Origin of the sequence: Paenibacillus sp. 8b26 (assembly GCF_050626875.1) — a bacterium.
Classification (GTDB): domain Bacteria; phylum Bacillota; class Bacilli; order Paenibacillales; family Paenibacillaceae; genus Paenibacillus.
This window is the reverse complement of the sequence record NZ_CP192445.1, coordinates 519,941-542,756: the sequence shown is the minus strand read 5'-3', so window position 1 is coordinate 542,756 and position 22,816 is coordinate 519,941. Positions and strand designations below refer to the sequence as shown.

At 48.6% G+C, this 22,816-nt stretch carries 22 protein-coding genes; 18 read left to right on the top strand and 4 right to left on the bottom strand.

Annotation, left to right across the window (positions count from 1 at the left end; translation table 11 throughout):
- Positions 1 to 69 precede the first annotated feature (69 nt).
- From ACQ4MX_RS02120 to ACQ4MX_RS02090, 7 genes are all read left to right on the top strand, one after another.
- Complete coding sequence (locus tag ACQ4MX_RS02120; RefSeq protein ID WP_431089073.1) at positions 70 to 2,139, top strand: bifunctional aldolase/short-chain dehydrogenase; 2,070 nt, start codon at positions 70 to 72, stop codon at positions 2,137 to 2,139.
- 245 nt (positions 2,140 to 2,384) lie between these two features.
- Positions 2,385 to 3,605: an L-rhamnose isomerase gene (rhaI, locus tag ACQ4MX_RS02115; RefSeq protein ID WP_431089072.1), complete on the top strand. Its 1,221-nt coding sequence runs from the start codon at positions 2,385 to 2,387 to the stop codon at positions 3,603 to 3,605.
- Positions 3,602 to 5,077, top strand: a complete 1,476-nt coding sequence (rhaB, locus tag ACQ4MX_RS02110) for a rhamnulokinase (protein WP_431089071.1) — start codon at positions 3,602 to 3,604, stop codon at positions 5,075 to 5,077. The genes rhaI and rhaB overlap by 4 nt, the downstream gene beginning before the upstream one ends.
- A 20-nt stretch (positions 5,078 to 5,097) precedes the next feature.
- The gene (locus ACQ4MX_RS02105; RefSeq protein WP_044647135.1) at positions 5,098 to 5,856 is read left to right on the top strand and encodes a DeoR/GlpR family DNA-binding transcription regulator; all 759 of its coding nucleotides are present in this window, start codon (positions 5,098 to 5,100) and stop codon (positions 5,854 to 5,856) included.
- 452 nt (positions 5,857 to 6,308) lie between these two features.
- The gene (locus ACQ4MX_RS02100; protein ID WP_044647134.1) at positions 6,309 to 7,037 is read left to right on the top strand and encodes a (Fe-S)-binding protein; all 729 of its coding nucleotides are present in this window, start codon (positions 6,309 to 6,311) and stop codon (positions 7,035 to 7,037) included.
- Positions 7,034 to 8,554: a LutB/LldF family L-lactate oxidation iron-sulfur protein gene (locus tag ACQ4MX_RS02095; protein ID WP_431089070.1), complete on the top strand. Its 1,521-nt coding sequence runs from the start codon at positions 7,034 to 7,036 to the stop codon at positions 8,552 to 8,554. Before ACQ4MX_RS02100 ends, ACQ4MX_RS02095 begins: the two co-directional genes overlap by 4 nt.
- Positions 8,547 to 9,302, top strand: coding sequence for a LutC/YkgG family protein (locus ACQ4MX_RS02090; protein ID WP_431089069.1), 756 nt, complete (start codon positions 8,547 to 8,549; stop codon positions 9,300 to 9,302). Before ACQ4MX_RS02095 ends, ACQ4MX_RS02090 begins: the two co-directional genes overlap by 8 nt.
- A 13-nt stretch (positions 9,303 to 9,315) precedes the next feature.
- Here ACQ4MX_RS02090 and ACQ4MX_RS02085 read toward each other — a convergent pair whose 3' ends face one another.
- The 3 genes from ACQ4MX_RS02085 to ACQ4MX_RS02075 all read right to left on the bottom strand — a co-directional run bounded on the left by ACQ4MX_RS02085 (position 9,316) and on the right by ACQ4MX_RS02075 (position 10,487).
- Positions 9,316 to 9,600, bottom strand: a complete 285-nt coding sequence (locus ACQ4MX_RS02085; RefSeq protein WP_431089068.1) for a hypothetical protein — start codon at positions 9,598 to 9,600, stop codon at positions 9,316 to 9,318.
- Complete coding sequence (locus tag ACQ4MX_RS02080; RefSeq protein ID WP_431089067.1) at positions 9,587 to 9,841, bottom strand: hypothetical protein; 255 nt, start codon at positions 9,839 to 9,841, stop codon at positions 9,587 to 9,589. Before ACQ4MX_RS02080 ends, ACQ4MX_RS02085 begins: the two co-directional genes overlap by 14 nt.
- Before the next feature lie 238 nt (positions 9,842 to 10,079).
- Positions 10,080 to 10,487: a CHRD domain-containing protein gene (locus ACQ4MX_RS02075; RefSeq protein ID WP_431089066.1), complete on the bottom strand. Its 408-nt coding sequence runs from the start codon at positions 10,485 to 10,487 to the stop codon at positions 10,080 to 10,082.
- A 170-nt stretch (positions 10,488 to 10,657) separates the two neighbouring features.
- Between ACQ4MX_RS02075 and ACQ4MX_RS02070 the strand changes: the two genes are divergently transcribed.
- From ACQ4MX_RS02070 to ACQ4MX_RS02060, 3 genes are all read left to right on the top strand, one after another.
- Entirely contained in the window at positions 10,658 to 11,080 is a 423-nt protein-coding gene (locus tag ACQ4MX_RS02070; RefSeq protein ID WP_431089065.1) for a hypothetical protein, read from the top strand.
- Between the two features lie 304 nt (positions 11,081 to 11,384).
- Positions 11,385 to 12,545 carry a rhamnogalacturonan acetylesterase gene (locus ACQ4MX_RS02065; RefSeq protein WP_431089063.1) on the top strand — a complete coding sequence of 387 codons (1,161 nt, stop codon included), beginning with the start codon at positions 11,385 to 11,387 and terminating at the stop codon, positions 12,543 to 12,545.
- A 142-nt stretch (positions 12,546 to 12,687) separates the two neighbouring features.
- Complete coding sequence (locus ACQ4MX_RS02060; protein ID WP_431089062.1) at positions 12,688 to 13,014, top strand: MGMT family protein; 327 nt, start codon at positions 12,688 to 12,690, stop codon at positions 13,012 to 13,014.
- 97 nt (positions 13,015 to 13,111) lie between these two features.
- Here ACQ4MX_RS02060 and ACQ4MX_RS02055 read toward each other — a convergent pair whose 3' ends face one another.
- The gene (locus ACQ4MX_RS02055) at positions 13,112 to 13,300 is read right to left on the bottom strand and encodes a hypothetical protein (RefSeq protein ID WP_014281398.1); all 189 of its coding nucleotides are present in this window, start codon (positions 13,298 to 13,300) and stop codon (positions 13,112 to 13,114) included.
- Positions 13,301 to 13,622: 322 nt separating this feature from the next.
- On the opposite strand from ACQ4MX_RS02055, the gene ACQ4MX_RS02050 reads away from it, so the two are divergent.
- From ACQ4MX_RS02050 to ACQ4MX_RS02015, 8 genes are all read left to right on the top strand, one after another.
- A complete protein-coding gene (locus ACQ4MX_RS02050; RefSeq protein WP_431089061.1) occupies positions 13,623 to 14,798 on the top strand; it encodes a TolC family protein in 1,176 nt (391 codons plus the stop codon).
- A gap of 13 nt (positions 14,799 to 14,811) precedes the next feature.
- A complete protein-coding gene (locus ACQ4MX_RS02045; protein ID WP_431089059.1) occupies positions 14,812 to 16,269 on the top strand; it encodes an efflux RND transporter periplasmic adaptor subunit in 1,458 nt (485 codons plus the stop codon).
- Positions 16,270 to 16,275: 6 nt separating this feature from the next.
- Complete coding sequence (locus ACQ4MX_RS02040) at positions 16,276 to 16,995, top strand: ABC transporter ATP-binding protein (RefSeq protein WP_431089057.1); 720 nt, start codon at positions 16,276 to 16,278, stop codon at positions 16,993 to 16,995.
- Positions 16,992 to 18,203 carry an ABC transporter permease gene (locus ACQ4MX_RS02035; RefSeq protein WP_431089055.1) on the top strand — a complete coding sequence of 404 codons (1,212 nt, stop codon included), beginning with the start codon at positions 16,992 to 16,994 and terminating at the stop codon, positions 18,201 to 18,203. Before ACQ4MX_RS02040 ends, ACQ4MX_RS02035 begins: the two co-directional genes overlap by 4 nt.
- Positions 18,204 to 18,439: 236 nt before the next feature.
- Positions 18,440 to 19,060, top strand: a complete 621-nt coding sequence (locus tag ACQ4MX_RS02030) for a helix-turn-helix transcriptional regulator (RefSeq protein WP_134914270.1) — start codon at positions 18,440 to 18,442, stop codon at positions 19,058 to 19,060.
- Between the two features lie 13 nt (positions 19,061 to 19,073).
- Positions 19,074 to 19,877: a pyruvate, water dikinase regulatory protein gene (locus ACQ4MX_RS02025; RefSeq protein ID WP_431089053.1), complete on the top strand. Its 804-nt coding sequence runs from the start codon at positions 19,074 to 19,076 to the stop codon at positions 19,875 to 19,877.
- 139 nt (positions 19,878 to 20,016) lie between these two features.
- Entirely contained in the window at positions 20,017 to 20,994 is a 978-nt protein-coding gene (gene glpX, locus ACQ4MX_RS02020) for a class II fructose-bisphosphatase (RefSeq protein WP_431089052.1), read from the top strand.
- A gap of 809 nt (positions 20,995 to 21,803) precedes the next feature.
- A complete protein-coding gene (locus tag ACQ4MX_RS02015) occupies positions 21,804 to 22,628 on the top strand; it encodes a thioesterase II family protein (RefSeq protein WP_431089051.1) in 825 nt (274 codons plus the stop codon).
- Positions 22,629 to 22,816: the final 188 nt, after the last annotated feature.

Here is a 22,816-nt window from a genome sequence, read left to right as displayed (position 1 = left end):
CATAAACTAAGAATAACCACTGTAATAAAGCAGTTCAAAACTAAAACTGAACTTGGAGGTCTTTTTCCTATGGTACAAAGTCTGTGGAATTCTTCACAAGCATCTGAGCAAAAAAACACGCTGGAACAGCTCGTATATCGTTCTAACCTGATCGGCACAGACAGGAGCGTGTGTAACTGGGGAGGCGGCAATACTTCGGCCAAAACGACGATACAGGATTTTCGCGGACGTGAAGTAGAAGTAATGTACGTCAAGGGCAGCGGTTCCGATCTTGCTACGATGAAAGCGCATAACTTTACAGGGCTTCGTATGGAGGATATCCGTCCCTTGTTCGAAAGAGAAGATATGTCTGACGAGGATATGGTCGCGTATCTGGCGAATTGTATGATAGATGCCAAGCATCCGCGTGCTTCGATTGAGACACTATTGCACGCTTTTTTACCTTTTAGACATGTGGATCATACCCACCCGGATGCCATTATCAGCTTGTGCTGTGCGCATAACGGCAAGGACATTGCGAAAGAGATTTTCGGTGACCGTTTTGTATGGGTACCTTATATTCGTCCCGGTTTTAAGCTGTCCAAGATGATTGCTCAAGGTGTACTCGATCATCCGCAAGCAGAATTGGTATTGATGGAAAAGCACGGTCTGGTTACATGGGGAGAAACTTCCGAGGCAGCCTATGCGAAAACCATTGAAATCATTCAAGAAGCAGAAAGCTATATTAAAGCTCGTCAAGAGGAAAAACAGTCGTTTGGAGGCGTAAAATATAAAGCGCTTACTCCTGAGGAACGCCGCAGTATTGCGTCTAGCGTCATGCCATCCGTTCGGGGAGCGGTCAGTGATGAGAAGAAGATGATCCTTACCTTTGATGATGCAGAGGACGTGCTGGAGTTTGTAAATGGTCAGGATTCTGCTGTATTGTCACAGGTCGGGGCAGCGTGCCCGGATCATCTGGTTCATACCAAGGTGGTGCCGTTTTTTGTAGACTGGACACCGGACGTGGAGGATGTCGAGGGTTTAAAAATAAAGCTCGTAGAGGGTATCACAGCTTATAAGGAGCAATACCAAGCTTATTTTGAACGCAATCGGCATGAAGGAGACGTTATGTTTGAGGCCGCACCACGTGTGATTTTAATCCCGGGCATCGGCATGATTAACACAGGCAAAAGCTGGAGCAACGCACAGGTGAGTGGCGCTTTGTATCATCGTGCTATCGCGGTGATGCGGGGTGCGACGGCGTTAGGACAGTTTGTTTCGCTCAGTGAAAACGAATCGTATAACGTGGAATACTGGCCCTTGGAGTTGTATAAGCTGTCACTCGCTCCGGCAGAAGCGGAATTTTCGCGCAAAATCGCGCTCATTACAGGCGGTGCAGGCGGAATCGGCAGTGCAACGGCACGCCGCTTGGTGGATGAAGGAGCACATGTCGTGCTGGCCGACCTGAATCTGGAAGGTGCGCAAAAGGTGGCCTCCGAGCTGAATGACCACTACGGAGAAGGCCGCGCTATTGCAGTCAAAATGGATGTGACACAGGAGGATCAGATCCAGGCTGCCTATGCAGAAACTGCTCTGATCTATGGCGGTGTTGATGTCATCGTCAACAATGCAGGTTTGGCCACCTCCAGTCCATTCGACGAAACATCATTAAAGGAATGGAATCTAAATGTGAATGTGTTAGGCACAGGTTATTTTCTGGTAGCACGGGAAGCGTTCAAGCTGATGAAGGAGCAGACACTTGGCGGCAGCATGGTGTTCGTCGGCTCGAAAAACTCCGTCTATGCAGGTAAAAATGTAACGGCCTACAGCTCGGTCAAGGCACTGGAAGCGCATCTCGCCCGTTGTATTGCCGCAGAAGGCGGCGAATACGGCATTCGGGTGAATACGATTTTGCCGGACGCGATTCTGCAAGGCTCCGCCATCTGGAACTCCAACTGGCGCAACGAACGCGCCGCCGCCTACGGTATCGAGCCAGACCAACTGGAAGAACACTATCGCAAGCGGACGACGCTACTGGTAAACATTTACCCGCAGGATATCGCCGAGGGGATTGCCTTTTTCGCCTCATCCAAGGCGGAGAAAACGACAGGCTGTATGCTCACCATCGACGGCGGCGTACCCGCTGCCTTTACACGCTAGGAAGTCAAGAGAGGTAATATATACACACTAACATTTAAAAAGAGAAGTGACTTTATGGCGGTTGGCAGCGGAGCGGATGGAAGCGTTCTGAAGAAGCGTAGCGTTCGCCTTTGCAACGGGATTTTAACCTTATCATGTGTTATAAAATGAAAAAATCCCGTTGCAACAGCGATCGGAAGAATGATCCATTCGCGAAGCGACTCCCCACCTCCATAACTCACTTCTTTTTCCAAGGAGGAACCACGATGAGCGATAAAGCGTACGCCTTATTCGAGGAACAGCAGCAACAAAGGGGCATTGACCTGGAGCAAGTAAAAACAAAACTGAAAGCGCTTAGCATAGAAACCCCATCATGGGGGTATGGCGACTCAGGTACACGGTTTAAAGTTTTTCAAAAAACAGGCGTGCCGCGTGATCCGTTCGAAAAGCTGGAGGATGCCGCACAGGTTCATGCAGTAACGGGATTGTGTCCATCGGTCGCCATTCATATCCCGTGGGATAAGGTGGATAATTACGGCAAGCTCCGCAGTCATGCCGAAAGCCTCGGACTGCGGCTTGGGGCGGTTAATCCGAATCTGTTTCAGGATGAAGATTACATGCTCGGCAGCGTCACCAATGTAGACCCGGCAATCCGCCGCAAGGCAACAAACCACTTGCTGGAATGTGTGGACATTGCGAAGGAAACAGGTTCCAACGATTTTAGCCTGTGGTTTGCAGACGGAACAAATTATCCGGGTCAGGGAGACATCCGCAAGCGGAAAAATTGGATGCTGGAAGCACTCAGCGAAATGTATAAGGCGCTTACGCCTGATATGCGCATGCTAATTGAATACAAGGCGTTCGAGCCAGCCTTTTATCATACGGATATTGCCGACTGGGGCATGGCGTACAATTACGCGACCAAGCTGGGACCGCAGGCACAGGTGCTTGTGGATACAGGGCATCATCTGCCGGGAGCAAACGTGGAGCATATTGTGGCATTTTTAATAGATGAGAAGCGATTGGGCGGTTTTCATTTTAATAGCTACAAGTATGCAGATGATGATCTGATCGTAGGCTCCGCGAATCCATATGAGCTGTTCTTGATTTTTTATCAAATTTTAAATGCGGCTCAGGATGTGGACGCAGATATTCGGCATACGGTGGACAAAATTGCTTATTTGATAGACCAGTCGCACAATATTGAGCAAAAAATTCCGGCGATGATTCGCTCGGTGCTGAATGTGCAGACTCAATATGCGAAGGCGTTGCTGATCAATCATGCAGAGGTGGAAGAAGCAGCGAATCGTCAGGATGTGCTGGGTGCGGAGGATGCTGTACGCAAGGCGTTTGAGTTCGACGTTGCACCATTGCTCAAGGCAATACGTGAGGAGCAAGGGCTACCCGCTGATCCGATGAAAGCCTATTTAGCGTCTGATTATGGCACGCAGATTTTGCAAAGAGGCAAGGGTGGTGCTAGCTGGTGAGCATCCTCGCATATGATTTGGGGGCAAGCAGCGGCAGAGTTCTGCTCGGACGATTGACGGATTCACGTATAGAGGTGGAGGAAATCCATCGATTTTCGAATGATCCGGTCAAGGTCGGGGAACGTCTGCACTGGGATATTTTGCGTCTGTATCACGAGGTTCAGCAAGGACTGCTCAAAGCCAAGCACATGGGAGTGAGCCCGTCCAGTCTGGCGATTGATTCCTGGGCGGTCGATTTTGGACTGGTTGGGGAAACTGGAGAATTGCTGGGTAACCCATATCATTATCGGGATTGGCATACTCACGGGGTGATGGAGGAAGTACAGGGTCAGTTGGGCAAGGAGTTTATTTTTCAGCGCACAGGGATTCAGTTTTTGACATTTAATACGATGTATCAGTTGGCTGCTATGCGAAAGACGAGATCGCCGTTGCTGGAGCAGGCAGAGCATTTCTTGATGATTCCCGATCTGCTGCGGTATTTTCTGACGGGTGAAATGGTTAATGAGTTTTCCAATGTGACCAGCACGCAGTTATATAATCCGTTGCAGCAGGACTGGGATGATGAGCTTTTGTCCGGTATCAGCATTCCCCGTTCCTGGTTTGGAAAGGTACTGGAGCCGGGAAGTGCCGCAGGTACGATCCGTTCCTCGGTCATGACTGATCTGGGCATCGGGGCGATTCCTGTCATTGCGGTCGCGGAGCATGATACGGGATCGGCGGTGGCGGCGGTGCCTGCGCTGGAGCGATCATTTGCATATTTAAGCTGCGGAACGTGGTCCCTGATGGGAACGGAAACCCCGCAGCCGGTAATCAACGATGATACGCTGAGATTTAATTTTACGAACGAAGGCGGGGTAGGCCGAACCTACAGGCTGCTTAAAAATATTATGGGCTTGTGGATTTTACAGGAGGCACGCAGAGAGTGGGAGCGTCAAGGAACCTCTTATTCCTTTCCTGAGCTGGTACACATGGCGGAGCAAGCTCCGGCGTTCGCTTCTTGGATCGACCCGGACGATGAGCTGTTTCTGCATGCCGGGGATATGAGAACACGCATACGCCAATATTGCCGCAATACCGGGCAGCCTTTGCCGGAGACACCGGGTGAGGTTACGCGCTGTATTTTGGAAAGTCTGGCCTTGAAATACCGTTACGTTCTGGAGCTTACGGAGCGCGTGTCAGGACAACGATTTAACGGGCTGCATATGGTCGGCGGGGGGATTCAAAATCGGTTGTTGTGCCAATGGACGGCCAACTCGATTCAAAAACCCGTGTGGGCCGGACCCGCAGAAGCAAGCGCAATCGGCAATCTTGCGGTACAATGGATGGCACAGGGAAAGTTCGCCGATATATGGGAAGCACGCCGGGTCATCGCGGATTCTATTTCCGTAGAGGTGTATGAACCTGCCGAGTCGCAAGCGTGGGAGGATGCCTACGGACGATTCCGGCGGGTGGCGGGACTTTTTGTACATTAAAGATGTGGAGTGAGATTGCCATGCTGGTCGCAGAAAGATATGAGATGATCGTACAGCTCGTCAATGAAAAAGGAAGCATACGTGTGTCGGAGTTGAGTGAGCTGTGCAAAGTGACGGAGGAAACGATCCGCCGCGATCTGGACCGTCTGGAGCAGGCGGGACGGTTGCGCCGTTCGCATGGGGGAGCGGTTAGCGTCAAAAACGAGCAGCCCGAAACGCCCTATGCGGTACGGGAAATTATGAACGCAGAGGAAAAGCGCCGGATTGCCGAGGAAGCAGTAAAGCAGATTCAGCCGCATGATCGTATTTTGCTGGACGCCAGCACAACGGCCTGGTATATGGCGTCGATTTTGCCGGATATTCCGCTGACGATATTGACGAATTCGATCCGTGTAGCAACAGAGCTGGCGGGTAAGGAAAAAATCGAAGTCATTTCGACCGGAGGACAGTTACTACAGCGTTCGCTGTCATTCGTAGGCCCGCTCGCGGAGCGCTCGTTGGAGTCGTATTATGTGGATAAATTGTTTTTTTCCAGCCAGGGAGTGCATCTGGATCGGGGCATTAGTGAATCGAATGAGCTGCAAGCGCGTTTGAAGCAGAAAATGGTCAGCATTGCAGACCGCGTGATTTTACTGGCAGATGCGAGCAAATTTGGGCAGCAGGCGTTTACTCATGTCGTGAAATTGTCGCAGGTGTCCGAGATTATTACGGATTCGCGGTTGTCGGACCCCATTCGCAGTCATTTGGCAGAGTTGTCGATTCCGGTAACGGTTGTGTAAAGCGTGCAGTTTTCGGGGGGGAGACCGCTCCGCGTTTCATTTGATCTTACGATCGCTGTTGCAGTGGGATTCTTTGATGATGTAAAACACGTATAGGTGAGAATCCCACTGCAAAGGCGAGCGCTGACGCTTCTCCAGATTCAAATGAACCGCTCCGCTGGTATCCTCCGAAAATGAATTTTTATTGTAATGAGTAAGTGTCGGTTCAACCCTAATGCCGACAGACTAGATCAGACGTTCCACAGGCAAATGGTTTAACATTAAAATAATTAGAAAGCGTTTACTATCTATTTAAGATGAACTTGTAAAATGTACACGAAAACGGAGTAGGCGGAATGGTGCTGTACAAGCGGTGGCGATGGGAAGCACCATCCGACTGCGCAGTGGAGCAATAGGTAACTTTTAAGCTCAGTTTATAAATAGCTATTCTATGGACGGAAGGGGTGTTCCGTATGAAGGTATCTTTATTTATTACCTGCCTGAGTGATGCGATTTATCCCAAGGTGGGGGAGGCGATGGCACGCTTGCTTGCCAGATATGGTGTTCAACTGGATTTTCCGAAGGTGCAGACATGCTGCGGACAGCCGTCCTATAACAGCGGCTACTGGGATGAAACGAGGGCAGCAGCGAAAACAATTTTGAAAGCGTTTGATGACAGCGATTTTGTCGTATCTCCCTCTGGCTCCTGCACGTATATGATTCATCATTACCCGGAGTTGTTTAAGGATGAGCCCGAATGGCTGGACTCCGCACGGAGGCTGGAGCAGAAGACGTATGAGTTTACGCAATTTATGGTGCAGGTGCTTGGCGTGACCGATGTGGGCGCGTCTTTTCCGCATACGGTAACCTACCATCCGTCTTGCCATGGCACACGTTTGCTCGGCGTGAAGGAGGAGCCGATGCAGCTACTTGGCAGCGTAAAGGGCTTGCAACTGGTGCCGCTTCCTTTTGCCGAGGATTGCTGTGGCTTTGGGGGTACTTTTGCAGTAAAAATGTCGGATATTTCGGGAGCAATGGTGACGGAAAAGGTGGATCATATCAGGGAGACAGAGGCCGAGGTGCTGGTTGGACTGGATATGGCCTGCCTGATGAACATTGCAGGAAATCTCCGGTATCGGGAAGAGCCAGTTCGGGTGATGCATCTGGCCGAGCTGCTGTATGAAGGGGTGAAGCACGCATGACCGCTGTACATTCACATTCGATGAGCCAAAAGGTCAAAAAACGCGCCGAGCTGGCCCTGAACGACGATTTTCTGCGGAATGCGGTCCGTTTCACAACGGAGCGTTTGCGCAACGGCAAGCAGGCGGCTTCAGCGCAGCACGGAAATTGGGAGGAATGGCGTGAGCGGGGCCGTCAAATTCGGCTGCATACCATTGCCCATCTGGACTATTATCTGAACCTGTTTGTGGACAATGCCCGGGCCAACGGGGTGCATATCCATTTTGCAGATACAGCAGCAGATGCCGTACGGATTACGCTGGATATTGCTGCCCACAATCAGGCCCGGTCTGTTGTTAAATCCAAGTCGATGGTGTCGGAGGAACTGCACTTGAATCAGGCGCTGGAGGGCGTGGATATCGAGACGATTGAAAGCGATCTTGGTGAGTATATTATTCAGCTTGCAGGTGAGGCTCCATCTCATATCGTCATTCCGGCGATTCACAAAAACCGCTATCAGATTGCCGAACTGCTGTCCAAAGAAGCGGGGGAGGAACTGTCTGCGGATACGACGATTTTGGCTGGTTTTGTCCGCAAAAAATTGCGTGAAAAGTTTCTGGAGGCAGATATCGGAATGACTGGCTGTAATTTTGCCATCGCGGAGACGGGTTCCATGGTGCTGTTCGAAAATGAAGGCAATGCGCGGATGGTATCCACTTTGCCCAAAACGCAAATTACGCTGATGGGTATGGAACGGATTATTCCATCATGGACGGATCTGGAGGTTATGGCTACATTGCTGCCACGCTCCGCTACCGGTCAGAAGCTGACCATGTACATGTCCGGTATTACAGGCCCGCGGCGCAGCCAGGATGCCGATGGACCGGAGGAAATGCACATCATCATCGTAGATAACGGACGCTCGCTTCAGCTAGGCAATCCCGAGTTTCAAGAACTGCTGAATTGCATTCGTTGCGGGGCTTGCCTGAACGCCTGTCCGGTTTACCGCCACATTGGTGGACATGCGTATGGCGGGACATATAGCGGCCCTATTGGCGCGGTACTTACGCCTGCCTTGCACGGCAACATCGAAGAGTGGAACGACATTGCAAGTGCATCCAGCCTGTGTGGTGCGTGCTATGAAGCCTGTCCGGTCAAGATACCATTGCACGATATGCTAGTCTATTTGCGCAGACGCAAGGTGGAGGCGGGGCAAGGAGATAAGCTGGAATCGGCAGGGATGAAAGGCTTTGCGACCGTTGTTTCCAGCTCGAAGCGATTCGCAGCGGCGATTCGGCTCGGACAGATTGCCCAAAAAGCGGTCGTCCGTAAGGGAGAAATTACGCTTAAGCTGGGTCCGCTAAAGGGCTGGAATACTTACCGCGTGACCCCTTCTTTGGCGAAAAAGTCCTTCCGTCAGCAATGGAGCACACTGGAACGTGAGCTGGAGCAGGAACGCAATGTGATGCAGCCTGACGTTCGTAGCCGAATGGAGACGATTTTGGAAGATAGAAGTAAAGGAGGCAGACAGCATGAGTGAACAGAGTAATACTTCTGCACAAGCAAAGACCGCCCATCAAGCGTGGCTCCATCAAATGGAAGCCGAATCCCGCGCCAAGCAGGTACGCTTTATGGATGGCATAGCGACGAAGCTCAAGCGTCCGCGACAGACCCAGCCGCCAGTGCAGCCGTTCCGCGGCGCACCTGCGTTTTGGCACGAATTCGAATGGAGCGCGGAGCAGCGCATCGAAGAGTTCACCGCCAACTTTACAAGTGTTGGCGGGCATGTCGTGCGTCTGCCGGATCTGGAGCAGACGGCAGACTGGATCGCGCGCAAGGCGCGTGAGCTGGGAGCGGCCTATATTGTCCGGCAGAATGAGCCGGACCTGGATGCGCTCCAGCTGGAAGCGGCGCTGCCGGAAGTCCGGCTGTCGGTGTGGAGCACCGATCCGGCCGAGGACTGGAAGGCGCGCGCCGCGGAGGCGGATATCGGCCTCGTCATGGCCGATGAGGCCGCCGCCTACACCGGCTCGGTGGCGGTGCTGTCCTCACCGGAGAAGGGTCGTGCGGTCAGCCTGCTGCCGACCGTGCTGATCATTCTCCTTCCGCTGGAGCGTCTGAAGACGCGGCTGGGCGAAATTTTAAACCGCTTTGATGAGGTTGGACGTGAGCAATTGCCCGCAGGTATTCATTTTATTACCGGACCCAGCCGTTCGTCGGATATTGAAAATGATTTGACGATTGGCGTACACGGACCCGGCATCGTTTATACGTTGTTAATAGGCTAGTTTATAGGTGGAGTTAGCAGGTAGACTGGCGGCCCTTCAATTCAAAAGCAAGTTCCGGTAATGCTGGAACAGCCACAGTACCCATGGGAATACGAGATAGAATTGCATCATGATAAAAATGTAGTACAAATGCGTGTACGCCTTTCCTGTTTGCCAGCTTCACTGCAAAGCTTTCTTCCAGTGCGGTTACACTACATGGCTCAGAGCTGCCGGCCGCAAGGGACAGGACGAAATAAAACAGAGAAAACATAATATAAGGCAGGAGAATATACCGTAATCTCTGTTTATAAAAGCGCATCAGCAGCTCCCGCCTTATAGTTGTAGAACAGCACCATGCTGCTTAGCGCAATAAATACGGGTGTGCCGTATTTCATAAGCACATTGAGCGCATTATACACAACATATAAGCTGGAATCTGTAAGTTGAACGGTTGCGTAAGAGGTGGCATGTACCATGATGACTGCTAGAATCGCCATGGCTCTAACCAACTGCAACTCGGGAATTCTTTCTTTGGCTGTTGGCTTTATAAGGGGCTTCATAATCTTCATTTCCTTTCGGGTGTGAACTGTCTCTTGTATGAACTCTCTCTATTAAAAGATAAAGTTCTTAACAACCCGGAAGGCAAGGACTTAAGAAACGCTTATGAACTTCTTAACTTTTGTTAAGAATTGATGGGGAATAGAAAAAAAGAACTTTCAATTCACATGAAAGGTGCATGTAGCACTTCAAGGTGGCTATGAAAGTTCTTTTTCATATTTAATTTTCGTCATACGGTGGTTACTTGCAACGTCTGATCTGTCCGCGAATGGCTCCATTTGGATGCCGGACGGTATGAACATTAACATAAGCATTGCCTTCTCTGAGCTGGCAAACTAAGTCATAAATGGTTCTGCCTCTGAGTGGACCGACGAGGTCACATGCACGCAACACACCGCTGACAACGCCTCTTTTGACCGTAATTCCGAATTTGGAAGGGCCAAACAGGACAGCTACGACCGGACCATTTTCACCCTTGCGTCCCAGATGAATATCCGCTCTGGTTACTCGCGAAATGTTGCGCAGGATAAGCTCGAATTTTAATTGCTGGCGATCCTTATGGTAATGAAACTCTGCGTTTCCTGTGGCATTTGTTTTGACAGGAGGTACTTCATGACTCCCCCTTAAAGTGGCTTTAAACGTAGACATTACATCGCTCCTTTTCCCAGTGTTGGTTTAGTATATTCATGGGGCCAGGGAAAGGGCTGTACATCCGCCTATAAAGAGAAAGTTGTGTGTTTAAGCAAGTTATTAAGTCCAACCATATAATCTTCCTCTTCATAGACTAGTAGTATCTGGTAGAGAGAGGGGGAAAAACCATGGGAACATTTATAGATGGAAGAACATCTCAAAATGCCTCATCTGCAAACTCTATTGCCATTCCGATTACTGTTTTGAATACGCCGCAGTTGTTTGGGCAGATCGGATTGAACACACTGGGAATTACAGGCACGCCACGGGTTCTGCTTAAAGGAACGCTGTCGATTCAACTGCCACTGGCTTTAGTAGGAATTACGATCACTATTGTAAGAGGTACCTTGCCAACTGACCCACTCGTTTACTCGGCAACGTCTACGTTTAGCTTAAGCATAACGGCTCCTCAGGTTATCGCGTTCTCAGCTGATGACTTTAACCCGCCGATTACGCCACAGTTGGTGTACACCGCTTTTGTTTCTTCAAACCTGCTGGGTGCGATACGGGTAGGTCCAGAGAGCTTCGACGGTATTTTGGTTGGGGACTAATGTAATGTTATAAATGAATTAAAATTTCAAAAAGGTTCCTTCTGTACGAGGCTCCGCAGGTGAATATCTGCGGGGCTTATTCACATTGGGATATTTACATAATATACCCATTTATTCTATAATGTTTAAGAGTGCGATTGATTTGAAAGGGAGTGATCAGATGAATAAGCAGGCCTTCGCCTGCATAGGAATCAAATGGGTACAAACTTGTATCCATGAGGTAAAGGAACGAAAATTTTGTATGCGCTTACAAAAAACCGAAACGTCCTTAGGGTATTCTACATTTTGAAGGAGGAATGATGATATGAAGTGGATGAAAGGAATGACCAGTATGCTTTTGGTCGCTTTATTATGTAGTGCGCCGGGCTTGAATGGGACTACGCCTGCGTATGGAGCGGCTGGCGATTACAAATTTGATTTTGGTGCGGGGCCAGTGGAATCAGGCTATACCGGGGTGAACGCATCCCTGCGATACGATGCGACGCGCGGTTACGGATTTCGTACACCCGAGAACGTACGTAATGTGGGAGCATCGGGTACTGGTGTTGCAAGTGATGCGGTACGGTTTTTGACGACCGGTACGAAAAGCAAGAATACATTTGATGTGGATCTTGCTCCGGGGCTATATGAGGTGTCGGTCACGTTAGGGAATACGACCCGAGCGAGCGTTGCCGCCGAGGGAGTGTATCAGGTTATCAACATGACGGGCGACGGGGCAAAGGATCGTTTTCAAATTCCCGTGACGGACGGACAATTGAATTTGCTGATTACAGAAGGTAAAGAGGGAACCTCTTTTGCAATAAGTGCATTGGAAATCAGGCGATTGTCTAATAACCCCATTACGAATCGGACGATTTACATCGGCGGGGATTCTACCGTCTGCAATTACTATCCACTGGATAGCAGCGTGCAGGCCGGATGGGGTCAGTTATTGCCACAATTCGTAAACACGAATACATTCCAGATCCGTAACATGGCGTCAGGTGGTCAAATTGCAAGGGGCTTTCATCAGGACGGTCAGTTCGAGGCCATCGTCAAATACATTAAGCCGGGGGATTATTTCATTCTCCAGTTGGGCATTAATGACACCAACCCTAAGCATAACGAAAGCGAAGCGGAGTTTAAGGACTGGATGCGGGATATGATCCGACAGGTCAAGGCCAAAGGGGCAACCGTAATCCTGTCAACACCGCAGGGGCGAGCCACTGATTTTAACGCGAATAATGTACACACAGCTGAAAATAGATGGTATAGAGGCTCTATTTTAGCGCTGGCTCAAGAGGAACAAACACCTTTGGTCGATCTGAACGTTCTTAGCTCCGCTTATTTTACCTCCATTGGCCCGCAAGCCACACTTGCTCTGTATATGAACGGTGACACGCTGCATCCGAATTATACGGGAGCAAAGGAACTGGCACGTCTAGTAGCAAAGGATTTAAAAAGGCAGGGTCTAAGCGGTTTCTAGCCATCGCCAACTGAAGACTGTGGGTGCTATAATGATAGAAAAACAGCACGAGAGCCGGAATGTTTTTGTTGTCTGGTGTCAGCACTGTTTTGAGACGTGAAGACCACAGTTTACGGTAGGGGAAAGGAGATCCGACGATAACATGCAGCCTTTTACAGCTCGTGTATTAAAAATAATCCAGCTCATCCCTGAGGGAAAAATCATGACCTACGGACAAATTGCAGCGGAAGCAGGGAGTCCGAGAGGGGCGCGTCAGGTGGTGCGTATTTTGCATACGCTTAGTAGCAAGCATCGCTTGCCCTGGCACAGGGTTGTAAATCGATTGGGGGAAATTGCGCTACAGGACGATGAAGGAGCTTCTTTACAAAGGCTGCTTTTGGAAGCGGAAGGTATACAGTTTATGGCGAAAGGACGAATTTCACTGGAAAAATACCTGCATGATTCTCAAGCAATGATAGAAGACGAATAGATATAAACAACCTAAAAATGCCGATCACGTACGCATGTAAGCGACGTTGATCGGCATTTTAGGTTAGAAGTGAGATATATCTCTATTAAAACCATCCCTAGCTGATCAGATGTTGCTGATTCCGTTGGGCAAGGTGGAAAGAAATACTGTTTATAAGCGGTATATCGTTATTTTTCCGGGCTTCCCGGATCAGTTGCTTCTTTTGCTGTTCGGATTCACGTAAAAATCGGGTCATCCACAAGTCAGACGGTTCGTTCGTAGTTGTCATGCGAGATTCTTTTATCATCTATTAACCCTCCCAGTGAGCGGCTGTTATTCTTTCTCTAGTATATGCTCCTAACCTTAATAGATGCTGTTGGTTTCCTTAAAATTAGCTGAAATTTAGGTAAAGTTCAGGTAAAAACAGATTCGTTTTATATCGGATTTGCAAGAGAACAGCTTACATCGACAATATGCTCAAAAAAAGGTTACAAAAATGTATTGGTTTGACACCTTGTACCAACATTAACCTGAAAGTACAATTAGGTGGCGGATAGACTGTGGAAATTTATGTCGAAATCTATGGAAATAATTCGAAAGATTTCACCGAAAGGGGAGAGATTCATTTTATGAAGCAAAAAGCGGCTGCCACGCTGCTCGTATTGACGATGTCGTCAGGCTTGATTTCCACCGTTCAGGCTGATAGTGCAGCAGGGAGTTCAACAGGAAATACGTCAGCAAGTATATCAGGAACTTCGTCTGCTGCGGTTATATCGAAGACCGCCTCTGTAACGGGTCAGGCTTTACCTCCATTAACGCTCAAGCAGGCAGCGGAATGGGCACAAACGAATAGCTACAACACGCGTACTGCTGAGCGGGACGTGGAGCGTCAAAGAATTGAGTTTAAGAATGCAGAAAAGGACCTGGGAAATGCATTCGTCGATTTTATAGACGGTGAATATGTTGGTGATGAGTCAGCCTGGAGAAATTATAACTCTTCGACGTTATCCTATCTAGCCAGCAAAAAGCAGGCGCAGTTCGCCAAGGATCAGATTTATTTTAATGTGATGAAAAGCTACCAGAGCGTGTTCGTGGCAGAGAATCAGGTAAAAAATGATCTGGAAGCGCTTGAAATTGCTCAAGCGGAGGAAAAGATTGCACTCGCCAAATTTGCGCGTGGCAAGCTGTCTGAGTATGCGAAAAACGAGAGTACACAGGCCAGAAGCCAGGCGGAGCAGACGGTCGAGCAGGGGGAAATTGCGCTGCAAAAATCACGTGACGCTCTGAATTTTCTGATGGGCCAGCCTAACGGAACAGCCTATGAAATGGTGGATCGACCAGTGTACAAGGAACCGAAGAAGCTGGATATCGAAATACATATACAACAGCTGATGGATATGAATCCGAACTTGTGGAAGCTGGAGGATAGCATCAAGACTTCGGAACTCAATGTGAGATATTTCGATTTTAACAGCGGTGCAGGCGCTTACGATCTAGCCAAAATGGACGTGGATACAGCCAAGGAGGAGCTGAACAAGGGACAAAAGGATTTTGCCGAATCGCTCCGCAATTTATATGCCACGGTCAAGGAAAACCAAAAAAAATACGCTCAACTGGAAGAAAGCCTGCACACGGCGAAAGAGGGGTTGGAGCTGTCTCGCAAAAAGTGGGCCAGAGGCTTAATTATCGAGCTGGAGCTGAAAAATAACCAGTTGAAGGTGGACCAAATTGAACGGCAAATGGAAGAGCTGGCGATTGAGCTGAGTCAGAATGAATACACGTTGAGCAAGCCATGGAGCACATAAGGAGGAAACGAAGTTGGCAGAAACGGTTTTAAACGATGCCTTGTTAAAGTTACGAAGAAAACGGAGAAAAAAGTGGATCTGGACCGCGGTTGTGCTGCTGGTTATAGGCGGGGGCGGAACAGCAGTGTATTTGAAGCTGCCCAAAGAGCAGGCTGCACCATTAGTTCAGGACGAGATACTTAAAGTGGAGCGCGGGGATGTGAGTGAGAAGCTGGATACGTCTGGTACCGTGCAGGCCTCCAAGGAAGTAAAGCTGAATTTCACAAGTGCAGGCGAAAATAAGCTGGCGGCGGTAAACGTGAAGGCCGGAGACAAGGTGAAAAAAGGACAAGTCCTGGCTCTTCTGGACAGTTCTGAAATTAAGATGCAAATCCAGAGCGCATCCGATAGTTTGGAAATATCCAAATCCAAGCTGGCTGAATTGGAAAAGGGACCGAAGGCGGAGGATATTGAAATTCAGAAGACAAACGTGCTTCGGGCTAAAATGGCTGTCGATACAGCGCAGGAATCATTTGAGCTGGAAGAAGCGGAAAGTCAGAAAAAGGCTTCCAAAAAGCAGTTGGAGCAGGCGCAAAAGACATATGAAGATCAAAAGTTTTTACATGATGCCGGGGCGGTGTCCAACAGTGAAATGGAGCAGGCAGAGCAAGCACTGGATAAGGCACAGACAGATTATGACGGTCTGGATTTACAATTCCGTAAAATCATGTCGCAAAAGCGTCATGCTATCGCAGAGGCTGAAATCGGCTATCGTTCGGCTATGGCTGAGCTTCGCAAAATTGAGGTTCCAGCCGATGCCTCCAATATCCAATCCGCACGGATTGAGGTTAGAAGACTGGCCACCGAGCTGGATCAGAAAAAAAATGACCTGAACAAGCTTCAGGTCACGGCACCGTGGGACGGAGTCATTTTAAAGGTGAACGGGGATGTCGGAACCAGTCCGACGGCTCCTTTTATCGTCATGAACAACTCGGACTCCAACAATCTCAAAATTGTTGTTAAAATTAGTCAGAACGATATTGTAAAGGTGAAAAAAGGACTTTCAGCGGTGTTATCCACCAATGCTTATCCGGGTGAGGCGTTCCCTGGGAAGGTGCAATTCGTCTCACCGGAGGCATCCACAGATGAAGGCATGACGACTTATCTGATGGAACTGTCTGTTCATGATCCGAAGGGCAAACTGAAAACAGGCATGATTATGAATGTCGCTGTTATTTTGGGGGTACACAAAAATGTGTTGTTCGTACCAGCGACTGCCCTAAGATCAGAGGGGGGACAGGACGGCGTGTATGTTTCCTCTAATAACTCTGCAAATCCAGGGGCACGCACATTCAAGCCCGTAGAACTCGGATTTTACACGCCAGATCGAGTCGAGCTCAAGTCGGGTGTGAAGGAGGGTGACACTCTTATTGTGCCTGCTCCTGAACCTCCGCCGGACCCTTCCGCTATGGGCATGCAGGGAGGCTTTTAAACGGTTATGAGATACGTCATTCAGATTGAGGATTTGAAAAAAGTGTACCAGGTCGGGGATCAGGAAATTCATGCCCTGCGGGAGGTACAACTTGATATTGCTGACGGTGATTTTGTTGCGATCATGGGACCGTCTGGATCAGGCAAGTCCACGATGATGAATGTCATTGGTTGTCTGGATTTGCCTACCTCGGGGCAATTTTATTTGGACGGTTATTCCATACTGGATGCACGTGAAGATGAGCTGGCTATTATCCGTAATCAGAAAATCGGTTTTGTATTTCAAAAATTTCATTTGCTCCCAAGGGCAACGGCTTTGGATAATGTAGAGTTGCCCATGATCTATGCCGGGGTATCAGCCAAGGAGCGGCGCTCGCGTGCCATTGAGGCGCTGACCAGCGTGGGGCTGAGCGATCGGATGAACAACAAGCCGAATGAGCTGTCAGGCGGTCAGCAGCAACGGGTATCCATAGCGCGCGCACTTGTGAACAATCCGGTGATTCTCTTGGCGGATGAGCCAACAGGCGCACTGGACTCCAAAACGAGCGTTGAAATTATGGAGATTTTCCAGCGCCTGAACGATCAGGGCAAAACGGTTGTGCTCGTTACGCATGATCAGGAAATTGCGGAATACGCCAAGCGTCTGATTCATTTTCGCGATGGACGGATTGAAGAGGATCAGCCTGTTGGGAACCGAAGAATGGCGGCAGAGGAAGTGAAGGCATGAAATTTCGGGAAATTATCCGGGTATCGCTCAACAGTTTGCGAACCAATATGCTGCGATCCTTGCTGACCATGCTGGGTATTATTATTGGGGTGGCTGCTGTAATCGCGATTGTAGCCATCGGAAAAGGCTCTACGGCCACGATTACGTCGCAGATTAACAGTATGGGGAATAATTTGCTCATGATTTATCCTTATGCCCCATATGATGGGTCCAGCTCCATGTCGTTCAGTCAGACGAAAGGAATATCTCTGGAGGATATCACTGCGCTAGAGCAGCAAAAAGCCGTAGCTGAGGTAGCTCCAAGTGCCATGACCAATGCGGATATTACGTGGAGCCGCAATAAGGTCAGCGGGCAGATTGAGGGGACTTCGCTGGCTTTCATCCATGTGAGAAAGCTGTCGCTCGCTCAGGGCAGGTCTTTTACCCACTATGAAGTGGATAAGAGACTGAATGTCGTGGTGCTAGGGAGCGATGCAGCCCGTAATATTTTTGGTCCGGATGCCTCCAAGGCGGTGGGGGAAACGATCATGATCAAGCAGCTTCCTTTTAAGGTGGTCGGGGTACTGACGAATTCCAATTCCAATATGAGTAACAGCGGGCAGCAGGTATATGTGCCGATTACTACAGGGATGGAACGGCTGGGGAATATGAGCATTCAGCAGGTGAATGCTTCTGCAACAACGGAGGATAAGATTGACCAGGCGAGTGCTGAAATTCGACAGGTGCTGCGTGCCCGGCATGAGCTGAAGCCATCAGAGGGCGATGATTTTCAGATCACGACCCAGACGGAGATTCTAAAAACGGTCTCAGGTGTAGACAAGGTTATGAATATGCTGTTGCTCGGCGTTGCTGCGATTGCGCTCGGTGTTGGCGGTGTTGGCATTATGAATATTATGCTGGTGTCCGTTACCGAACGGACAAGGGAGATCGGGATTCGCAAGGCGATTGGTGCGCAGCGCAGTGATATTATGCTGCAATTTCTGGCCGAGGCTGTTTTTCTCAGTCTGATGGGCGGACTGGTTGGCGTTATGGCGGGTCTTGGGGGCGCGAAGCTGCTGGAGAAATTTGTCCATATGCCGATTGTGTATACGATGGAACCTGTGCTGTACTCTTTTCTGTGCTGCATGGGGGTTGGTGTACTGTTTGGAGTGTACCCGGCGCGGAAGGCGTCCAAGCTGCGTCCGATTGATGCTTTAAGATACGAATAAAGGAGCGGATACTTCGTCTTACTCGAAAGAGCAGGGTATGAAGTATCCGCTTTTTTGGTGTGGTATAAGTGCTTTAAACGATAGAAAACCATCAATAACCGCTTTAATTTTATATATGTGATGTTTTATATGATTTTAAAGGTTGATTTATAATTATATATGACGTATTATATTCAATATCAGATAGCAAGGAAAAAAAAGGAGGGGCGTTCATCATCGACCTTACGGCAAGACAAGTGGAAATTTTAAACATCGTACAAAAGCATGCCCCGATTACCGGTGATCAGATTGCGGAAATGCTCAATCTCAGCAAGGCGACCATTCGGACCGACCTATCCAAGCTGGGCATTCTGAATTATATAGATGCGAAGCCCAAGGTTGGTTATTTTGTCGGAAAGCGGGGCACGCCGAACCGGGAGGAAAAATTCCGGCTCATGCAAATGAAGGTCGGCGATCTTCACGGGGTTCCAGTCATCGTACGTGAAACAACAACGATTCAGGAAGCTGTGGTTGCTCTTTTTCTGGAGAACGTGAGTAACCTGATCGTTACCGATGAAGAGGGGAATCTGGCAGGAGTAGCTTCCCGCAAGGATCTGCTCAAGGTTACGCTAGGCAATCCGAATGCGGCAACCATCCCTGTCAGTCTCGTGATGACCCGTCAGGCGAATGTCGTCACTGTTTCCCCGGAAGACACTGTATTGGAGGCAGCGCGCAAAATCATTGCCCGTCAAATCGACAGTCTGCCTGTCGTCGTCCCTTCCAGCTCTGATAAACCAGGAGAGCATTGGAAAGTGGTGGGACGCATTACGAAAACAAATATCATCAAAATGTTGCTTGATATGGTAGCAGAGGATTAATGGGAGGAATCGAATGGTTCAGGCGCGCAGTCATTTTATAGCGATCTGTTCAGACTCGATTGGCGAGACGGCAGAAGCCGTCGTTCATGCGACCATGCGCCAATTCGAGCTACCGGACACAGAGATCAAGAGATTTATGAATGTAAGAGATGAAGACGAACTAAGCCGGGTGATGGAAGAGGTGGCCGAGCGTAAAGGCTTTGTAGCCTATACGCTGGTACAGCCTGAGTTGAGAGAAGCAATGAAAGAGGAGGCTGTCCGGCTGAATGTGCGGGCTGTCGATATCATGGGCCCGATGATGCAGGCGTTTGCTGACACGTTCCATGATGATCCCAAGGAAAAACCCGGTCTGCTGCATCGGATGGACGATAATTATTTCCGCCGAGTGGAAGCCATGGATTTTGCAGTTCAATATGATGATGGCAAAGATGTGAGTGCCATTCTCAAAGCAGATATTGTACTGCTAGGCGTATCCCGTATTTCCAAAACTCCTTTGTCGATGTTTCTGGCGCATAAAGGTTATAAAACGGTCAACATTCCCATTGTACCGGAGCTGACCCCACCCGCACAGTTAAAGGATGTACAGCATGGTCGGGTGTTTGGGTTGACGATCCAGCCGGAGCTGCTGCTAAAAATACGTAGTGAGCGACTCAAGGTGATGGGGCTGCCTAACAATGTGCAATATGCTACATCGAAGCGGGTGGAGGAAGAGATTGCGTATGCGCAATCCCTATTTACGGAATTAGGTTGCCCGATCATTGATGTCACCGATAAAGCGATTGAAGAAACAGCGGGTTTGATTATCAGGATGTTATAGAAGCGTAGCTGCTCAATAGATAATAGTTGCTGTAGGATACAGGAGTGTTATAGATAAATAAAAAAGCAGCATAGCTGCTCTATAAATAATAATTTGCTATAGGATAACAATTATATATAGAAGAGGTGGAGGGATAGGTATGGAGAGTCAACTGGCATTGGAATTCGTTCGGGTTACAGAGGCGGCAGCGCTGCAATCAGCGCAATGGATAGGACGTGGAGATAAGAACAGCGCGGACGAGGCGGCTACGGTAGCCATCCGCACTCATTTTAACGCAGTATCTATGGACGGTACGGTCGTCATTGGCGAAGGAGAAATGGATGAGGCTCCCATGCTGTATATCGGGGAAAGAGTAGGCAATCGCAGAGGGCCGGCCATAGACATCGCCGTCGATCCGCTGGAGGGAACCGAAACAGTGGCGAACGGATTGAATAATGCCTTCTCGGTCATTGCTGCTGCCCCCCGTGGTGGTCTGCTCCATGCTCCGGATATGTATATGCAAAAAATGGCTGTAGGCCCGGCATTGGCTGGAAAACTATCGCTGGATGATCCGATTCCGGCTACCCTGTCAAAGGCCGCACGGATACTGGGTAAATCCTTGTCCGAACTTACCGTGTCCATTCTGGATCGTACACGTCACGCTGGAATTATCAAGCTGCTGCGGGAGAGCGGCGTTCGGATCAAGCTGCTTGGGCATGGGGATGTAATGGGTGCAATTGAAACGTGCCTGGATAGCGGTGTTGATCTGCATATCGGCTCCGGTGGAGCGCCTGAAGGTGTGTTGGCTGCGGCAGCGCTGAAATGCATGGGTGGAGAGATTCAAGGTCGCCTGTTGCCTCATGGTGAAGAAGAGATCGAACGGTGCAAACGTATGGGCATTGCTGATCCGGGAGCTTTATTGTCCATGGATGATATGGTTGGACGTAAAGGCGTAATGTTTGTGGCTACTGGTGTGACACCAGGCGAGTGGCTGCAAGGGGTTCGTTCCCTCCCTGGTCATAGAGCAGAAACCCATTCGGTCGTGATGCACTCGGAAACAAAAACGATTCGATTCGTGCGCAGTATTCACCACACAACAGACGCTTCCGGTACGCTCGCTGCAGCCGCATCCTCTTAAGTCTTCACAGCTACATCAAAGAGCAAACCATAATACAGCTTGAAAACAGCAAGTCTCTTACCACATAGAGACTTGCTGTTTGGTGTTTCCGGTTCGTTTGTCGATTGCAGAAAGGCCAGAACCAAAGATATAAATTCCTGAAAATTGACACTTTTGAAGGAAGATAAAAACGTTTCTATAAAGGTTTGAAAAGAAAATTCTTAGCTTTAGGGGAGAAAAATTCAATCTGAACTAAAATTTTTAGACAGAGAGTCGAAAAAAAATCTGCGAAAATTAGTTCTATAGAACTACAAAATAGCATGATCTATTAAAAAATTAAAAAGTTATTAATTTTGGTTGATGTGAGCTTGATGAAATTTAATTCCATAAAATAGGAGGTCTAAGGCTGTTGCGGAAAAAGGCGGAATTTGTCGGATGATATCAGGCTGAATTTGTTACATTTATGTTAATGGCATGTAAAGGTAAAATCGTTGTAGCACAAAGCTTTCTAGCTTTATGAAAATCATAATCATTTTTATTTTACAAAATTCATGAAAATCTGAAAGCTCGTCTTGAATCCAATTAACAGATCATGATCAGCAGGCAATTAATGCATAAAGTGAAATTGTTGCTTTTATAGACTGGGAATAAATAGAATAATATGGATTTTGTTTTATTTTTATGAACTCTATCAATTTAGATCTTTTGTCCCATGTCAAGCGGTTTTAAAGTTTGTATATTTAAAAATAGTTAGAAAGTGTTGGAAGAAAAAAAGAGATATAAGGATTTACTGTAAAATTATGAACTGCATAGAGGATGGAGGAATTCATATGACGACTCGATCACAATCTTGGTTTGCGAAAGCAGCGGTTCTTCCGGCTGAGAAGCTCCAGCTATTTTGCTTCCCTTATGCCGGTGGTGGTGCTTCCATATTCAGTTCCTGGAAGTCTACACTTGCGCCTGACATTACTGTGTTGCCTGTACAGCTTCCAGGACGTGAAAGCCGCTCAACAGAGGCTCCAATGGACACCATTCAGGACATCGTGCAATCTTTGATTCCCGCTATGGCACCATACGTACATAAGCCGTTTGCTTTTTTCGGACACAGTATGGGAGCACTGATTGCATTTGAAACAGCACGGCAGTTGTATAGCAAAACCGGAACAATGCCTGTCCATATCATCGTATCCGGTAAATCCGCACCGCATCTTCCGTATTCAAAAAAACAACTCCATGATTTAGCAGATCAACCTTTCACCGAAGAGCTTCGTTTGATGCAGGGAACACCCGAAGAAGTACTGCAAAATGCAGAGTTAATGCAAATTATTATGCCCCGTCTGCGTGCGGATTTTAAGGTGTGCGAAACGTATGTTTATCAGCCGGGAAGCCCCTTGGCCTGTCCGATGACCATTTTGGGTGGCATGAAGGATCATGAGGTGAGCACTGATTCACTTCATGCCTGGCAGCAGCACACCACATCGCCCATAGATGTGCGAATGTTCGAAGGAAATCACTTTTTCATTCATGAACTAGAGCAAGAAGTTATAAGCACAGTCGTGAATATTTTGTCCGCATCTTCAGCCCTGAACCACGCTGCCGCAGCTCATACATCTTACAGCAACAATACCCTGCAACCACGATTCAGACATAGTTAAAAGTCCCACACATCATGATACACCACGATACACAACATTATTTGACATCTCGGCAACCACTCGACAATCAACCCACCACCATGATGCAATGCCCAGCATAATTCAAGAATGATTTCATTCCATGTAAATACTCATACACCCAGAGCCAGAGTTTATCTCACCATGTCCATTGCAACTTCAGGATTTTG

Excerpts from the sequence above, each read along its gene's own strand:
- ACQ4MX_RS02120 (WP_431089073.1), top strand. The coding sequence starts at position 70 with ATGGTACAAAGTCTGTGGAATTCTTCACAAGCATCTGAGCAAAAAAAC.
- rhaI (WP_431089072.1), top strand. The coding sequence starts at position 2,385 with ATGAGCGATAAAGCGTACGCCTTATTCGAGGAACAGCAGCAACAAAGG.
- ACQ4MX_RS02105 (WP_044647135.1), top strand. The coding sequence starts at position 5,098 with ATGCTGGTCGCAGAAAGATATGAGATGATCGTACAGCTCGTCAATGAA.
- ACQ4MX_RS02100 (WP_044647134.1), top strand. The coding sequence starts at position 6,309 with ATGAAGGTATCTTTATTTATTACCTGCCTGAGTGATGCGATTTATCCC.
- ACQ4MX_RS02095 (WP_431089070.1), top strand. The coding sequence starts at position 7,034 with ATGACCGCTGTACATTCACATTCGATGAGCCAAAAGGTCAAAAAACGC.
- ACQ4MX_RS02090 (WP_431089069.1), top strand. The coding sequence starts at position 8,547 with ATGAGTGAACAGAGTAATACTTCTGCACAAGCAAAGACCGCCCATCAA.
- ACQ4MX_RS02085 (WP_431089068.1), bottom strand. The coding sequence starts at position 9,600 with ATGCGCTTTTATAAACAGAGATTACGGTATATTCTCCTGCCTTATATT.
- ACQ4MX_RS02080 (WP_431089067.1), bottom strand. The coding sequence starts at position 9,841 with ATGAAGCCCCTTATAAAGCCAACAGCCAAAGAAAGAATTCCCGAGTTG.
- ACQ4MX_RS02075 (WP_431089066.1), bottom strand. The coding sequence starts at position 10,487 with ATGTCTACGTTTAAAGCCACTTTAAGGGGGAGTCATGAAGTACCTCCT.
- ACQ4MX_RS02070 (WP_431089065.1), top strand. The coding sequence starts at position 10,658 with ATGGGAACATTTATAGATGGAAGAACATCTCAAAATGCCTCATCTGCA.
- ACQ4MX_RS02065 (WP_431089063.1), top strand. The coding sequence starts at position 11,385 with ATGAAGTGGATGAAAGGAATGACCAGTATGCTTTTGGTCGCTTTATTA.
- ACQ4MX_RS02060 (WP_431089062.1), top strand. The coding sequence starts at position 12,688 with ATGCAGCCTTTTACAGCTCGTGTATTAAAAATAATCCAGCTCATCCCT.
- ACQ4MX_RS02055 (WP_014281398.1), bottom strand. The coding sequence starts at position 13,300 with ATGATAAAAGAATCTCGCATGACAACTACGAACGAACCGTCTGACTTG.
- ACQ4MX_RS02050 (WP_431089061.1), top strand. The coding sequence starts at position 13,623 with ATGAAGCAAAAAGCGGCTGCCACGCTGCTCGTATTGACGATGTCGTCA.
- ACQ4MX_RS02040 (WP_431089057.1), top strand. The coding sequence starts at position 16,276 with ATGAGATACGTCATTCAGATTGAGGATTTGAAAAAAGTGTACCAGGTC.
- ACQ4MX_RS02035 (WP_431089055.1), top strand. The coding sequence starts at position 16,992 with ATGAAATTTCGGGAAATTATCCGGGTATCGCTCAACAGTTTGCGAACC.
- ACQ4MX_RS02025 (WP_431089053.1), top strand. The coding sequence starts at position 19,074 with ATGGTTCAGGCGCGCAGTCATTTTATAGCGATCTGTTCAGACTCGATT.
- glpX (WP_431089052.1), top strand. The coding sequence starts at position 20,017 with ATGGAGAGTCAACTGGCATTGGAATTCGTTCGGGTTACAGAGGCGGCA.
- ACQ4MX_RS02015 (WP_431089051.1), top strand. The coding sequence starts at position 21,804 with ATGACGACTCGATCACAATCTTGGTTTGCGAAAGCAGCGGTTCTTCCG.